Annotated in this window: 14 protein-coding genes and 1 tRNA gene; 6 read left to right on the forward strand and 9 right to left on the reverse strand. The window is 69.6% G+C overall.

The genetic code is table 11. The annotated features are described in order from the left end of the window. The first annotated feature begins 10 nt into the window (after positions 1 to 10). Entirely contained in the window at positions 11 to 1,561 is a 1,551-nt protein-coding gene (gene hutH / locus AB0C27_RS30870) for a histidine ammonia-lyase (RefSeq protein ID WP_357850834.1), read from the forward strand. Positions 1,562 to 1,589: 28 nt separating this feature from the next. Here the strand turns inward: hutH and AB0C27_RS30875 are convergent, their stop codons facing one another. Beyond that, positions 1,590 to 2,795, reverse strand: coding sequence for a Rid family hydrolase (locus AB0C27_RS30875; RefSeq protein ID WP_357850837.1), 1,206 nt, complete (start codon positions 2,793 to 2,795; stop codon positions 1,590 to 1,592). 58 nt (positions 2,796 to 2,853) lie between these two features. On the opposite strand from AB0C27_RS30875, the gene AB0C27_RS30880 reads away from it, so the two are divergent. Genes AB0C27_RS30880 through AB0C27_RS30890 form a run of 3 tightly spaced genes read left to right on the forward strand, consistent with a single transcriptional unit; the run spans position 2,854 to position 5,594 of the window. Next, positions 2,854 to 3,771, forward strand: coding sequence for a LysR family transcriptional regulator (locus AB0C27_RS30880; RefSeq protein ID WP_357850839.1), 918 nt, complete (start codon positions 2,854 to 2,856; stop codon positions 3,769 to 3,771). Continuing rightward, positions 3,738 to 4,763 (forward strand): chorismate-binding protein, encoded by a 1,026-nt coding sequence (locus tag AB0C27_RS30885; protein WP_357850842.1) that lies wholly within the window; start codon positions 3,738 to 3,740, stop codon positions 4,761 to 4,763. The genes AB0C27_RS30880 and AB0C27_RS30885 overlap by 34 nt, the downstream gene beginning before the upstream one ends. Then, the gene (locus AB0C27_RS30890; RefSeq protein WP_357850845.1) at positions 4,764 to 5,594 is read left to right on the forward strand and encodes an aminotransferase class IV; all 831 of its coding nucleotides are present in this window, start codon (positions 4,764 to 4,766) and stop codon (positions 5,592 to 5,594) included. A 44-nt stretch (positions 5,595 to 5,638) separates the two neighbouring features. On the opposite strand, the gene AB0C27_RS30895 is transcribed toward AB0C27_RS30890, so the two are convergent. Then, the gene (locus tag AB0C27_RS30895) at positions 5,639 to 6,862 is read right to left on the reverse strand and encodes a hypothetical protein (RefSeq protein ID WP_357850848.1); all 1,224 of its coding nucleotides are present in this window, start codon (positions 6,860 to 6,862) and stop codon (positions 5,639 to 5,641) included. A gap of 329 nt (positions 6,863 to 7,191) precedes the next feature. Here AB0C27_RS30895 and AB0C27_RS30900 point away from each other — a divergent pair, with 329 nt between their 5' ends. After that, a complete protein-coding gene (locus AB0C27_RS30900) occupies positions 7,192 to 7,725 on the forward strand; it encodes a DUF305 domain-containing protein (protein ID WP_357850851.1) in 534 nt (177 codons plus the stop codon). A 33-nt stretch (positions 7,726 to 7,758) separates the two neighbouring features. On the opposite strand, the gene AB0C27_RS30905 is transcribed toward AB0C27_RS30900, so the two are convergent. Further along, on the reverse strand, positions 7,759 to 8,175 hold the full coding sequence (locus AB0C27_RS30905) for an SsgA family sporulation/cell division regulator (RefSeq protein WP_103958541.1): 417 nt from the start codon (positions 8,173 to 8,175) through the stop codon (positions 7,759 to 7,761). A gap of 462 nt (positions 8,176 to 8,637) precedes the next feature. Here AB0C27_RS30905 and AB0C27_RS30910 point away from each other — a divergent pair. Next, a tRNA-Val gene (locus AB0C27_RS30910) sits at positions 8,638 to 8,712 on the forward strand. A gap of 74 nt (positions 8,713 to 8,786) precedes the next feature. Here AB0C27_RS30910 and AB0C27_RS30915 read toward each other — a convergent pair. The 6 genes from AB0C27_RS30915 to AB0C27_RS30940 form a co-directional block, all read right to left on the reverse strand. Next, on the reverse strand, positions 8,787 to 9,995 hold the full coding sequence (locus tag AB0C27_RS30915) for a site-specific integrase (RefSeq protein WP_357850854.1): 1,209 nt from the start codon (positions 9,993 to 9,995) through the stop codon (positions 8,787 to 8,789). A 1-nt stretch (position 9,996) separates the two neighbouring features. Beyond that, positions 9,997 to 10,182, reverse strand: coding sequence for an excisionase family DNA-binding protein (locus AB0C27_RS30920; protein WP_357850858.1), 186 nt, complete (start codon positions 10,180 to 10,182; stop codon positions 9,997 to 9,999). After that, entirely contained in the window at positions 10,179 to 11,579 is a 1,401-nt protein-coding gene (locus AB0C27_RS30925; protein ID WP_357850861.1) for a replication initiator, read from the reverse strand. The genes AB0C27_RS30920 and AB0C27_RS30925 overlap by 4 nt, the downstream gene beginning before the upstream one ends. An 85-nt stretch (positions 11,580 to 11,664) precedes the next feature. Next, positions 11,665 to 11,895: a hypothetical protein gene (locus AB0C27_RS30930; RefSeq protein ID WP_357850864.1), complete on the reverse strand. Its 231-nt coding sequence runs from the start codon at positions 11,893 to 11,895 to the stop codon at positions 11,665 to 11,667. An 11-nt stretch (positions 11,896 to 11,906) separates the two neighbouring features. After that, complete coding sequence (locus tag AB0C27_RS30935; protein WP_357850866.1) at positions 11,907 to 12,068, reverse strand: hypothetical protein; 162 nt, start codon at positions 12,066 to 12,068, stop codon at positions 11,907 to 11,909. 1,181 nt (positions 12,069 to 13,249) lie between these two features. After that, the gene (locus AB0C27_RS30940; protein ID WP_357850869.1) at positions 13,250 to 13,381 is read right to left on the reverse strand and encodes a hypothetical protein; all 132 of its coding nucleotides are present in this window, start codon (positions 13,379 to 13,381) and stop codon (positions 13,250 to 13,252) included. Positions 13,382 to 13,622: the final 241 nt, after the last annotated feature.

The following is a 13,622-nucleotide window of genomic DNA, read 5'->3' on the forward strand; positions in this document are numbered from 1 at the left end:
GAGACGCAACATGGGCGACAACGGAGTCGTGAACGTCGGTCCTGAGCCGCTGAGCTTCGAGGACGTCATCAGGGTGGCCCGCCACGGGGCCCCCGTCCAGCTCACCGACGACGCCATCGCCGCCGTCGCGGCGGCCCGCCAGCGGGTGGACGAGCTGGCCGAGAGCCCCACGCCCGCGTACGGCATCTCGACCGGGTTCGGGGCCCTGGCCACCCGCCACATCGACCCCGCGCTGCGCACCCAGCTCCAGCGCTCGCTGGTGCGCTCCCACGCGGCCGGCAACGGCCCCGAGGTGGAGACCGAGGTGGTGCGCGCGCTCATGCTGCTGCGCCTGCACACCCTGGCCACCGGCCACACGGGCATCAGGCCGACCACGGCCAAGACCCTGGCCGCGCTGATCAGCTCGGGCATCACGCCGATCGTGCACGAGTACGGCAGCCTCGGCTGCTCCGGCGACCTGGCCCCGCTGGCGCACGTGGCGCTCACCCTCATGGGCGAGGGCGTCGTACGGGACGCCTCGGGGACCGTGCGACCGGCGGCCGAGGCGCTCAAGCAGGCCAGGATCGAGCCGGTCGAGCTGGCCGTCAAGGAGGGCCTGGCGCTGATCAACGGCACGGACGGCATGCTCGGCATGCTCATCCTGGCCATCGACGACCTCACCAGGCTCGTCAGGACCGCCGACGTGAGCGCCGCGATGAGCGTGGAGGCCCTGCTCGGCACCGACCGCGTGTTCGCCCCCGAGTTGCAGGCGCTGCGGCCGCACCCGGGCCTCGCGCTCTCCGCCGCCAACATGACCAAGGTCCTGCGCGACTCGGGCGTCATGGCCAGCCACCGCGACCCGGACAACTGCACGCGCGTGCAGGACGCGTACTCGCTGCGCTGCGCCCCCCAGGTCGCCGGGGCGGCCCGCGACACGATCGCGCACGCCGCCACCGTGGCCGGCTGGGAGCTGGCCAGCGCCGTCGACAACCCGGCCGTGCTGGACGACGGGCGGGTGGAGTCCAACGGCAACTTCCACGGCGCGCCCGTCGCGTACGTGCTGGACTTCCTCGCCGTCGTGGCCGCCGACCTGGCCTCCATGTCCGAACGCCGGACGGACCGCTTCCTGGACGTCGCCCGCAACCACGGGTTGCCCGCGTTCCTGGCCGACGACCCGGGCGTGGACTCCGGCCACATGATCGCCCAGTACACCCAGGCGGCCATCGTCTCGGAGCTGAAGCGGCTGGCCGTGCCCGCCAGCGTCGACTCCATCCCCAGCTCGGCCATGCAGGAGGACCACGTCTCCATGGGCTGGTCGGCCGCGCGCAAGCTGCGCAGGTCCGTGGACGGGCTGACCAGGGTGCTGGCCGTGGAGGTGCTCACCGCCGCCCGCGCCCTCGACCTGCGCGCGCCGCTGGAGCCGGCGCCCGCGACGGCGGCCGTGGTCAGGGCGCTGCGCGAGACCGTGCCCGCGCCGGGCCCCGACCGCTTCCTGGCCCCGGAGATCGAGTCGGCCGTGCGGCTGGTGGCCGATGGCGGCGTCGTCGCGGCGGCCGAGTCGGTCACGGGCCCGCTCGCCTGAGTGGCCGCCGATCTGCCGGGCCCGTCTCCTAGCGGCCCGGCAGGGCCACGATCAGGTCCACCTCCAGCACCAGGCCCGGCAGGAACAGCTTCGACACCTCCACCGTCGTGCTGGCCGGGGGCGTGCCGGTGATGTACTTCCGGCGCACCCGCCCGAGCGCGGCCCTGTCCTCCATGTCCGTCAGGTACGTCCGGATGAACGCCACGTCCTCGAACGTCGCCCCCTGATCGGCCAGGATGCGGGCGATGACCTGGAAGACGTACTCGGCCTGGACCTCCATGGAGCCGGGCCCGACCACCTCGCCCCGCTCGTCGAAGGCCGCCTGCCCGGAGACGTAGAGGGTGTCGCCGGCCCGGACGGCGTGCGAGTAGAAGCCGTTCGTGGCGGGAATCGTGGGCAGGTTCAGCGGCACGGCCCGCCGCCCAGGACGCTCAGGGGAAGGCTCGTCGACGGGGTCCCCGCCGACGTGGACCGCGATGGCTGTCAGGTCGCGCCCGCCCAGCCCGGCGGCCCGTGCTTCCTGCAGCCTGGCCCTCGCGGACGCGGCCATCGAGGCACCCTCCCAGGCCGCCAGCTCCAGGTCCTTGGTGGCGTGCCCGAGCGAGTACCTGGTCTCCTCCGCCGGGGTCCGCAGCCGCTCGGCCATCGCGCCGAGCGGGGTGCCCGCCAGCACGTCGAGCAGCGCGCCACGGTCCACGCCGTGCGCCCGCCCGTACGCGAGCGTCTCCGCCACCAGCACCTGCGCGGGCACGAGCGCGCTCATGACGGCGAGCTTCATGGCCGCGCCTGACCCCAGCGGCCCGGTCTCGCGTACGGAGCCGAACACCGACAGCACCTCGCGGCATCCCGCCACGTCACCGCCGGCCAGCATCGTCAGACCGCCCTCCGCGGCCGGCCCCACGCTGCCCAGCACCGGCGCGTCCACCAGCCCCACCTCCGGCGGGAGCAGCGCGCGCAGCGCGTGCACCGCCTCGGGGCCGATCGTGGACATCTCCACCACCGTCGCGCCGGGCCGCAGCCCCGGCAGCGCCGCCATCAGCACCTCGCGCACCGCCGCGGGATCGCTGAGCATGGTGATGACCAGCTCGGCCCCCTCGACCGCGTCGGCCACCGCCACGCCGTCCGCGCGCCGCCACGTCGTCACCTTGTGCCCGGCCACCATGAGCCGCCGCGCCATCGGGACGCCCATGCGTCCCTGCCCGAGAAATGCGATCTGTCCGAGAAATGCAGTCACGTGCCTCAGTGAACCCCGTCGCGAGGTATTCCACCACCGACTAGATTGCATACCAGCCATGCCTGACACGAATGCCTTTGACACCGCGGCGCTGCACCTGTTCGACGAGGTCGCGCGGAGCGGCTCGTTCACCGCCGCCGCCGAGCTGCTCGGATACACCCAGTCCGCGGTCTCCCGCCGCGTGGCCGCGCTGGAGCGCGCCGCCGGCGGGCCGCTGTTCGAGCGCCTGGCCCGGGGCGTGCGCCTCACGCCCGCCGGCGCGGCGCTGCACCGGCACGCCGTGGCCGTGCTCGACCGGCTCGACCGCGCGGGGGAGGAGCTGGCCGCCATCCACGGCGGGCGCGGCGGCACGCTGCGGGTGGGCGCGTTCGCCACGGCCAACGTCGACCTGGTGCCGGGCACGTTCAAGCGGTTCGCGAGCCGTAACCCGCGCGTGGAGCTGCGGCTGACGGAGGGGCTCAGCGCCCGCCTGATGGACCGGCTGCACGCGGGCGCCCTCGACGTGGCCGTCATCAGCGACTATCCGGCCGGCCTGCCGGCGGGAGACGCGACCACCGTGCCGCTGATCGAGGACCGGCTGTTCGTCGCCCTGCCCGCCGGGCACCGGCTGGCCGCCGAGCCGGAGGTGGACCTGTGCGACCTGGCCACCGAGACCTGGATCGAGGCCGCGCCGCGCGGCCAGCCGACGCTGCTGGTGACGGCGTGCGCGGCGGCCGGCTTCACGCCGCGCAGCGGGCTGCGGGTGGCCGAATGGTCGGGCAAGTTCGGGTTCGTCGCCGCGGGGCTCGGGGTGACGCTGGTGCCGGAGCTCGCGGCGCGGGCCGTACCGCCGGATCTGGTGCTCAAACCGCTGAAGGGTACGGCGCCCGTACGGAAGGTCTACGCGGCCCTGCCCGATCCGCCACTGCCCGCCGCGCTGGAGCTGGTCCGGATGCTGGGACAATGGAAGACGTGTACGACGGTTTCGCCTACTTAGGTCACATGCTCGCCACCGGGTTGCGCGACGTGACCTCAGACCTCGCCGCGCTCGACAGCGAGGGCTGGTGGGCCGTCGTCGTCGACTACGAGGGCAAGGTGACGTGCGCCCGGTTCGACCGGGTGCGCCGCGCACCCCTGCCCACTCCCGCCGCCCCCTGGCGTGGCCCCCGCCCCGACCAGTGGCGCAGTTCCCTCGACCGGGCCGGCTACGAGCGCGGCGTGCGCGCCATCAGGGACTACATCGAGCAGGGCGAGGTCTACCAGGCCAACCTCTGCCGGGTCCTGCGCGCGCCCGTCCCGCACGACGCCGACCCGCTCGCGCTGGCCGCCCGGCTCGCCGAAGCCCACCCGGCGTCGTACGCGGCCGTGATCCAGGTCCCCGGCCTCAGCGTGGTCTCGGCCTCGCCGGAGCTGTACCTGTCGCGCGACGGCGACGTCATCGAGTCCGGGCCCATCAAGGGCACGGCCGAGACCGTGGACGACCTGCTCGAAAAGGACTACGCCGAAAACGTCATGATCGTCGACCTCGTGCGCAACGACCTCGGCCGGGTCGCGGCCGTCGGCTCCGTCGAGGTGCCGTCGTTGTGCGCGGTCGAGGAATACCCGGGGATGGTCCATCTCGTCTCCACCGTGCGCGCCCGGCTCGCGCAGGGGGCGGGCTGGCCCGAGCTCTTCGCCGCGACTTTCCCGCCCGGATCTGTCACGGGCGCGCCGAAGTCGTCGGCTCTGCGCATCATCAATGAGCTCGAACCGGTCCCCCGGGGCCCGTACTGTGGGGCCGTGGGCTGGGTCGACGCCGACCGAGGCAGGGCGGCGCTGGCCGTAGGCATCAGGACATTCTGGATCTCGCCCTCGGCCGACGGGCAGGACGAGCTCCGGTTCGGCACGGGAGCGGGCATCACCTGGGGCAGCGACCCCGGGCGCGAGTGGTTCGAGACCGAGCTCAAAGCAGCCAGGCTGATCGCGCTGGCATCCACAGGAGGAATCTGAATGAACATCCCTGTCTGGGTCAACGGGCAAGTGATCGACCCCGGGAAGGCCACCGTCTCGGTGTTCGACCACGGGCTCATGGTCGGCGACGGCGTCTTCGAGACGATCAAGATCGTTGACGGCAAGTCGTTCGCGCTCACCCGCCACCTCGACCGGCTCACGCTCTCCGCCCAGCGCATGGACCTGCCCGACCCCGACGTCGAGGCCATCGCCGACGGCATCGACCGGCTCCTGGCCGTCGCGCCCGCCTGGTCCCTCGGGCGCATCCGCGTCACCTACACCAGCGGCCCGGGCCCGCTCGGCTCCGACCGCGGCGACCAGGGCACCACCTCCGTCGTCATCGTGGACGAGCAGAAGCCGTTCCCCGAGACGGCCAACGTCGCCGTCGTCCCGTGGCCGCGCAACGAGCGCGGCGCCCTGTCCGGCGTCAAGAGCACCTCCTACGGCGACAACGCCAAGGCGCTGCTGCACGCGAAGCGGCGCGGCGGCGGCGAGGCCATCTTCGGCAACCTGGCCGGCAACCTGTGCGAGGGCACCGGCTCCAACATCTTCATCGTCCGCGACGGCCGCCTGCTCACGCCCACCCTCGGCTCCGGCTGCCTGGCCGGCGTCACCCGGGCGCTGGTGCTCGAATGGTGCGGGGGCGAGGAGGTGGACGTGCCGCTCCAGGCCCTGTACGAGGCCGAGGAGGCGTTCCTCACCTCCACCACCCGCGACGTCCAGCCGATCAAGCTGGTCGACGACACCGAGCTGCCCGCCGCGCCCGGCCCGATCACGACCAAGGCCATGCAGGTCTTCGCCGAGCGCTCGGCCGCCGACCTCAACCCCTGACCCGCGACCACCGTGGGCCCTGCACCGGGCCCACGGTTGCTGCGTCAGTACGTCTTCTGCGTCTGAACGTTGAAGTCGTCCATCTTGACCTCCGCGGCCGGATCGGTCAGCGGATCGGTGATCTTCAGAACGTCCAGCCCCTCCAGGATGTCACTGGAGTAGATGTAGCCGTTGTAGTAGTACGCCGACCACGAGCCCGCGATGCCCCCTTCCGGGTGCGGGCCGCGCTCGAAGAACCCGATCTCCTTCGGCGCGGACGAGTCGGTGAAGTCCCAGATCGACACGCCGCCCTGATACCACGCCTGCACCATGATGTCCTTGCCCTTCACGGGCACCAGGGAGCCGTTGTGGGCCACGCAGTTCTCGTCCTCCTGCTGCGCCCTCGGGATCTTGAAGTAGCCGCGCTTCTCCAGCTTGCCGTCGACCAGGTCGTACACGGCGTTCGCGCCCTTGGTGGCCGGGGTGTTGTCGTCGCAGGTGGCCTGGCCGCCGCCGCCCAGCTCGTCGCTGAACACGACCTTCGTCCCGTCGTTGTTGAACGTCGCCGAGTGCCAGATCTGGAAGTTCTCGGTGTCGGTGAGCTGCTGGAGCACCTTCGGCTTGACCGGGTCGGCGATGTCGAGCAGCACGCCGTCACCGAAGCAGGCGGCCGCGGCCAGCTTCTTCTCCGGGTACGCGGTGATGTCGTGGCAGCCGGAGGCGAACTCGGAGTGCTGCCGGTCCGGGAAGATGTCCGGCTTCGCGATGACTTTTGCCTTCTCCGGGGACTTCATGGGAACTTCCACGATCTGGATGAGTTCGTGGGGGGCGGGGCAGGTCTCCGAGTCCGGTTCCGGGCCCGGCGACGAGACGTACACGTAGAGGCTCTCCCCGGCGGGGACCATCGTGTGGGTGTGGGAGCCGCACTCGGTCTGGACCGCGCCGACGTACTCAGGGCTCTTCTTGTCGCTGATGTCGAAGATGCGCAGGCCCTCCCACTTGCGCTGGCCTTCGCCCGAGTCGCACTCCGGGCCGCCGCGCGGCTCGTCGATCGACAGGATCAGCAGGTTCTCGTGCACCGTCACGTCGTTCTGCTGCGCCGGGCAGGCCACCTGGCTGACGACCTCCGGCTTCTCCGGGTCGCTGATGTCGTAGATCGCGAAACCGCCGAAGTTCCCGACATAGGCGTAGTCGCCCTGGAAGGCCAGATCGGTGTTGAAGTCGGCCTCCCCGTCGAACGGGGCCGCCCGCGGGATGTGGGCGACGTGCTCGACGTTCGCGCTCGTCATCACGTCACCCGTGGGCAACGCGGCGGGCGTGCTAGCCGGAGCGCTGCTCTCCTGCGGACTGGCGGACGTCGGCGTACCGGCCGCGGGTGGCTCCGCGGCGCAGGCGGAGGCCATTAACAGCGCCGTGCACAGCAACGCTCCGCGCAATGTGGCAGAGATCAACGCGCATCCCCTTTGTCTCGTAGCTCACTATGGAAGCTATGTCAGCAGGTTCGAGGCCGCGTACGGTAATCATCACAGTTATGGCGACATTTGCGCTTACTGCGTGCACACCGGAGCCACCTCGGCCCGCCGGGCCGTCACCCATAGGTACGCAGGCGCCGGTCATCGTGCCCGGCAGCCCCGGCGTTCCGGCCCGTACGGCCACACCGGGGGAGCGCGTCGGGCAGACCCCGGCCGCCACGGTCGCCTCGGACGTGCGCTTCGCGGAGGGGATGATCCCGCACCACCGGCAGGCGCTGGAGATGACCGCACTGGTGGAGGCGCGGACGACGACGCCGGCCATTCGCTCGTTCGCCCGCCAGATCGCCGCCGCCCAGACCCCGGAGATCAAGGCCATGACCACCTGGCTACGCGAACTGGGCCGCGACGCCCCCGCCGGGCACGCGCACACGATGGACCCCGGCTACGGCATGGCCACCCGGGAGCAGCTGAACGCGCTGGGCGCCGCCCAGGGAGGAGTCTTCGACCGCATGTTCCTGCAGCTCATGACCAGGCACCACGAGGGGGCGGTGAAGATGGCGGGGGAGGAACTGGCCGGGGGCCGCGACCAGCGCATGCGGCTGCTGGCCAAGGACGTCTACTCGGGGCAGAGCATCGAGATCGCCCGCATGCGCGAGGTCCTGCAATCCCTCCCGGCCTAGCGCTCGCTCATGAGAAGGGTGCTATGGCCTCGCTCAGGACGGCCACAACATATTGGTCAACTCAGCATCGAGATCCATGTAGTCGGTCTCACGCCCGGCCGGCACTTTCTCGTACGTACGGTGCAGGAACTCCGTCAGCGGGGCCAGCGGCACCTCGAACAGAGCCTGCCCGAACGGGGACGTCAAGCTGATGTGCAAGGTGCGCTCGCCGTCGGCACGTGCGGGCCACACCTGCACATCGCCGTCGCCGACACGCCTCACGATGCCCACGGTCAGCAACTCGCGGGCGAAGATCCACTCGACCGGTTCGTCGTTCCCTACGTGGAAGGCCATGCGGATGGCGTAAGGGTCGTCGGCTGTGTAACTCAGTCCGGCGAGCAGGGGGACGGTCGTACGGTCGGGGACCACAAGCCGAAGGCCAAGCTCGGCGGAGACGGTGGTGCTGTTCATCGTCAGCCAAACCTTTTCGTCGTAGGTCCCCTCTTCGGGGCTTTCACTGCTCTGACGGACTTCGTCGCGAGCTATGACGCGGAACGAAGAAACCTGTAGGAAAGATTCCGCTTCCAGGGCCTTCTGTAACGCACATCACAGCTGGACATTTAGGCATCTACCAGGCTAAACGGCATCAATCGGGTCGTATTTGCAAGGGTTTTGCGTGCTGTGGAGCCTGCCCCGGACGCGCCGCCCATGAACGTTTCTCACCAAAGATCGTGGCCGATGTCTTCCGGGACACGACGATGGTATGCCACCCGCCCGCCGTGCCGATGGGCAACCGCCGCGTTTCACCCGAATCCCTCTGACCCGACACCCTGAGCTACCCCTCCTTGATCGTCCGCCCCCCTATTGGTTTCGCCGTGGGCCCCGGAGTGCGGTATGGTTTTCCACGTCGGCACCGCAAGGCACCGACAGGGCGGGCGATTAGCTCAGCGGGAGAGCGCTTCGTTCACACCGAAGAGGTCACTGGTTCGATCCCAGTATCGCCCACCACAGGTCAAGGGCCACATCCCACCACCCGGGAGTGGCCCTTTTGATCTTTGTGCAGCAGCATTGTGCAGCAGTCCCTACGAGCCCAGGCTGTCCCCCAGACGCCTGAGAGCCATCCTGGTGGCCTCGCTCGGCACCTCGCTGTAGATGTCCATGGTTACAGCGATCTTGCTGTGGCGGAGGATCTGCATCGCCACCCGCGGGTGCACGTCGAGGGCGACTAGCAGTGAGGCGCACGTGCGGCGGGTGTCGTGAACCTTGATCGGTGGTACGCCGGCGCGCCGGCATGCAGCGTGGAAGTGCCGGTTGAAGTTGCGCGGCTCGTACGGCGTGCCGTGCTTGGTCGTCACGACCAGGGCGCCACTGCCCCACGCTTCGCCCGCCGTCGACTTGTCGGCCGCCTGCTGGTCGGCCCGGTCCTTCAACGCCAGCACGCACACGTCCGGGATCGGCAACACGGCCGCAGACCCAGGGGTCTTGGTCTCCCGGTGATGCAGCTGTCGGCCGACGCGTTGCAGCTGCCAGGCAATCGTGATTTGCCCGCCGTCCAGATCCACGTCATCCCAAGTGAGCCCGAGCGCTTCACCGCGGCGCAGGCCGAGCACCAAGATCAGGACATAGACGACGAACAGTGGATCGCGAGCCTGGCGGGCACTCTCCAGGAACTGGCGGGCTTCCTCGGCCGACCACCAGGTGCGCTTGTGCTTGCGCGGGGTGGGCAGGCGGACCGCACCGGCCACGTTCTTGGAGATGATCTCTTCAGCGATGGCGATGCTGAGCGCGGCCCGTAGCGTGTCGCGAACATCCTTGATCGTGCGTTCAGACAGCAGGCTCTTGCAGCACTTGCCCAGGGCGCAGCAGCGCGGCGTTGACCTTGCCGCGTCCTTGCCCAGGGCGCAGCATTGGCAGGTGCGGCGCAGCACGTTGAGCCATTCCCGGACATGCTTGACGGTCAGCTTGTCCACCCGTCGTTGACCGAGCCCGGGGATCAGGTAGAGCCGGGTGAACGTCTCGTACCGGGCGTAGGTGGCGGGGGAGAGGTTGGGCTCGACCACCTCGCGCAGCCAGTAGAGCAAGAAGATAGCCAAGGTGGGAGCGTTGACGGCCACCGGCCCCTTGTCCACTGCCGCCTTGAGTTCTCGCCACGCCTTACGCGTCTCGTCGTAGGTCTTGCGCTTGACATACTTGCGTTTTCTGACGCCCTCCGGGGTGGTCACCCAGACGAAGGCGCGGTAGCCGTCCGCGACGGGGTAGATAGATCCTTCTCCGTTGCCTCGCCGGCTCACATCACTCCCCTTCTGCGATCTTGTTGACGTAGTCGTCCACCCACTGCGGCAGAATGCGGCGGTGCCGGCCGTCCTTGACGCTGCGGATCTGGCCGGACAGCACCAAGAACTTGGTCTTGGTCAGGCCAAAGCCGAGCATCTCGGCGACCTCTGCCGTGCTGTGCCATCGCTTGATGATCACACTCATGAGCACATCTCCTTTCGAGCGGCAGAACCTGGTGGCGCGTTCATGGCCGCGGTGGCCAGCAGCGATTCGCCCGGGGTGTAGCCCTGGCCGGCGAAGCTCCAGTGCGCGAGCACGAGCGTGGATTCGTCGGCCAGCTCGGGGCGGGTGTCGAGGAGTTGGGCGCGGCGGTAGTCAGCGCGTTCGGCGCGGATCGCGCCGAGGGTGGTGGAGTAGGCGCGTGAGCGGGTGGAGAAGTGGCCGCGAAAGCCGAGCATGTGCGCCCACTTGCGCAGGCGCAGCCCGATCAGCTCCGGGTGCGTGTCGGGGTTGCCGAGACTCCAGGCGGTGCGGATCAGGCGTGCGGCGTGCTGGCTGGCGCCGTGCTCGTGCAGCCGCGGCAGGTCGTGCGGCCGGATTCGGCGGTCGAGGGTGCCGGACGCCTCAGCGCTCTTGGTCGCGTACTTGGCGATGTAGGCGGCCACCGCGTGCTCTGACAGCTGCCCGTCGAGGTCACCGGCAGCGAGGGGTTTGACGTCGACCTGGCGGCCCCAGACCAGCTCTCGGGTTGCCTGCCCAAGATCAGGCGCGCTCAGCTGTACCGCGGCGGCGGCCGAGCGGATCGCAGCGTCGAGCAGGCCGAGCGTGGCCCACGACGGCGGCTCGACCACGTCGGCCGGATCGTCGGTGCGGCCGTCGAGGCGGATGACGGCGTGGAAGTGCACGACGCCGCGGGCTTGGTATTCGGCCACCTTGGCGAAGGAGACGCGCACGGCCTTGTTGAACGCCGTCTGGGTCCGGCCTGTGGCGGCGGCCAGGTGTCGGCGGAGGTAGATGGTGAAGCGGCGCCACAGTTCGCCGGCGTGTGCGTTCCACAGCACGTGGCCGACGTAGTCGTAGGCGTCGGGGTCGAGCGGTTGGCCGAGGCGGGAATCGTCGCCCTTGTGGCGTTCGAAGCAGGCCGGTCCGGTCCGGCGTGGGTGGCAGACGCGGCGGGTGCCGTTCTTGTCCGGGCCTCGGTGCACCGGCCCGAAGGAGGGGGCGGTCAGGGTGGCGAAGACGCGGGGGTGTGTGCGTACGCCGGCCGGTACGCCTTTCTCGTTGCCGAGCAGGCCGGCGCGGATCAGGTGGTAGGTGTCGCGCCGGTACAGCTCGGCGCAGGAGGGGCAGCGGGAGGCGCGGCGGTTGCCGCAGCGGATCAGTAGCTGCCCGTGCGGTTCGCGGCCGGTGCTGTAGTGGGACAGGATCTCGCCGGAGGCCGCGTTCAGGGTGACGGTTTCGCCGGTCAGCCGGACAGGTTCGACGCAGCCGCCCAAGCGGTGTACTTGTTCGAGCCAGCGGGACAGGTCGTGGCCTGAGCGGCGGGCCAGGTCGCGGATGACCGGCCCGACCGACTCAGCCAGCAGCGCCGGGCCGGTCACTGCCCGGCCGCTCCCGCTCCACCCCCCGCGCAGCAGACGAGGTGGTTGGTGCCTGTGCCGGACGTGTGCCACAGCGCCAGCGTGTTCACCTGGTGATCCTCCTTACCTCGACGATCTCGGCGGATGTCCGGCAGGCGACGCATTGCCGTTCGGCGGGCAGGCGCTGCCCGCACGGGATGAGCCGACGCCGGCCGTTGGCCTTGACCTCGACCGCGACCGGGCGTTGGCAGCGGGCGCCTTGTGCGGAGGTGATCTGCCGGTGCACACTCCACGGCTGGTCCTTGGCCTGGTCGGTGTAGGTTTCGGTGACCTTCACCCGGTAGCGGCTCACCGGCCGGTGACGGTCGCGCCGGTACGGCCGCACACCTCGCACGGCCGCCAGCCCCGGATACAGCGCACGTCGAACACCGAGCCGCGCACCCAGCCGGTGCCCCGGCAATCGGAGCACCTCGCGGTCTGGGCCAGTGCGTCGTTGATGACAGCAGTCATCGAGCGCAGCCGCGGCAGAAGAGGGACGTGCGGTAATTGATCGTCTTGCAGCGGGGGCAGCGCCAGGTGCCGGGCGTGTTCGGCGGCAGCGGTGGCGGTGCGGGGCTCACAGCCCGGCCACCTCTCCCGGGCGCAGTTCGTCACCGCTCAGACGGCCTCGGCCCTTGCAGCGCACACACTGGATGGTGTGGACGCGGCCCCGCTGACGGCCCGAGCCGCCGCAGCGCAGACAGGGCATGCTGGTTGGCTGGTTGTGCTTCATACTGGAATCTCCTTTGCTTGACACCCAGGTGAAGGAGGCGCGCCCTCCGGGACGGCGGATGCCGGCCAGCTGAGCCGTTCCGTGGGCGCGCACCCCGGTTATCTCTTGCAGCGCGTTCGGCGCTGCTACCACTCGATAGCGGCGTTGATCTCGGCGGACGACGAATTGCGGCGCACCGCTTCGAGAACGGCGTAACACCGTTCCTGCTCCTGTCGAGAGCCCCCTCTCAGGGCTTTATCCATCTCGCGGACCGCTGTCCGGATTCGCTGTACCTGATCTTTCCGTACCACGTGTGATCACCTCCGCTTGCTCGTCCTGGCGGCTACGACGGCTAGAAAGGCACCCAGAACGAATATCGACAGGCTGGGCAGCCCACCTGCACGCCATGTCTGCCTATGAACAGAGCGTCGAAACAGGCGAACGGCGCACGATGTGAGCAGTCGCGACAGCTCACCTGCACAGTTCCGGTGTGTAGGCTGGACATCAGCTCGCGATTTCCCGGCATGCCGCAGCGTGCTTTTCCGCCATTCCCGGGTGGCCGACCATCTTCATGTCGCGACCGCCGCAGCGGTAAGAACCCCAGCCGCTCATCCGGGTATCCAACTCCCAAGTCACGACTTCTCCACCCGCCGTGCGGAATCTACGGAGATCTTTCATCGGCGCGCCTTTCTCAATCAGAAGTCACACTTCGGGCACTTGCCGGTACGGACGTAGAGCCAGCCACGGCACAGCGAGCAGCGGCGAGGTTTCCGGCTTTTCACGGCAGGTCCTTTGCGTCCGTGAGAGCTTCGTCTCGGGCTTGGAGACTGTTCATGGCCTCGTGGTATGCCTGCCGATGGGCTTGGGTCAGGCTGTAGCCCAGTCCGCGCAGTTCACGGACGCGGCCGTCGTAATCCACGACATGGTTCCTCCGTTCCGGTCAGTCGGTGTGGTTGTCGATGCCGATGCCGTTGCAGTCCCGGCATGAGCGGGACTCGGCGTCGATGCCCGTGCCGTTGCAGGTACAGCAGGCATACGACTTGAGCGGGACAACGCGCCTGTTTCTCGCCATCGTGGTTCACCTCCTCTTCGGTGATCGGTCTTCCATGAGCCGCCCTCCGCCAGCGGTGGGCGGCCGGATGCAAAACCGATTACCGGGACGGGAGAATCCCGAATCCATTGCAGGTGGTGCACGTGCGTCCTTCGTGAACGTAGCCCTTACCGATCTTCCAGACGCGGTGCTCGCGCCGGCCGACGCCTCCGCACTTGGAGCAGCCCAACGGCTTGGCGATGCCCTTATTGAGTCGTCCCAC

Source organism: Nonomuraea sp. NPDC048882 (assembly GCF_040649755.1).
Lineage (GTDB): Bacteria > Actinomycetota > Actinomycetes > Streptosporangiales > Streptosporangiaceae > Nonomuraea > Nonomuraea maheshkhaliensis.

Coding starts and splice junctions, on each gene's coding strand:
- AB0C27_RS30895 (WP_357850848.1), bottom strand. CDS start 6,862: ATGACGAGCGCGAACGTCGAGCACGTCGCCCACATCCCGCGGGCGGCC.
- hutH (WP_357850834.1), top strand. CDS start 11: ATGGGCGACAACGGAGTCGTGAACGTCGGTCCTGAGCCGCTGAGCTTC.
- AB0C27_RS30920 (WP_357850858.1), bottom strand. CDS start 10,182: ATGAGTGTGATCATCAAGCGATGGCACAGCACGGCAGAGGTCGCCGAG.
- AB0C27_RS30935 (WP_357850866.1), bottom strand. CDS start 12,068: ATGACTGCTGTCATCAACGACGCACTGGCCCAGACCGCGAGGTGCTCC.
- AB0C27_RS30880 (WP_357850839.1), top strand. CDS start 2,854: ATGCCTGACACGAATGCCTTTGACACCGCGGCGCTGCACCTGTTCGAC.
- AB0C27_RS30890 (WP_357850845.1), top strand. CDS start 4,764: ATGAACATCCCTGTCTGGGTCAACGGGCAAGTGATCGACCCCGGGAAG.
- AB0C27_RS30940 (WP_357850869.1), bottom strand. CDS start 13,381: ATGGCGAGAAACAGGCGCGTTGTCCCGCTCAAGTCGTATGCCTGCTGT.
- AB0C27_RS30885 (WP_357850842.1), top strand. CDS start 3,738: ATGGAAGACGTGTACGACGGTTTCGCCTACTTAGGTCACATGCTCGCC.
- AB0C27_RS30905 (WP_103958541.1), bottom strand. CDS start 8,175: ATGAACAGCACCACCGTCTCCGCCGAGCTTGGCCTTCGGCTTGTGGTC.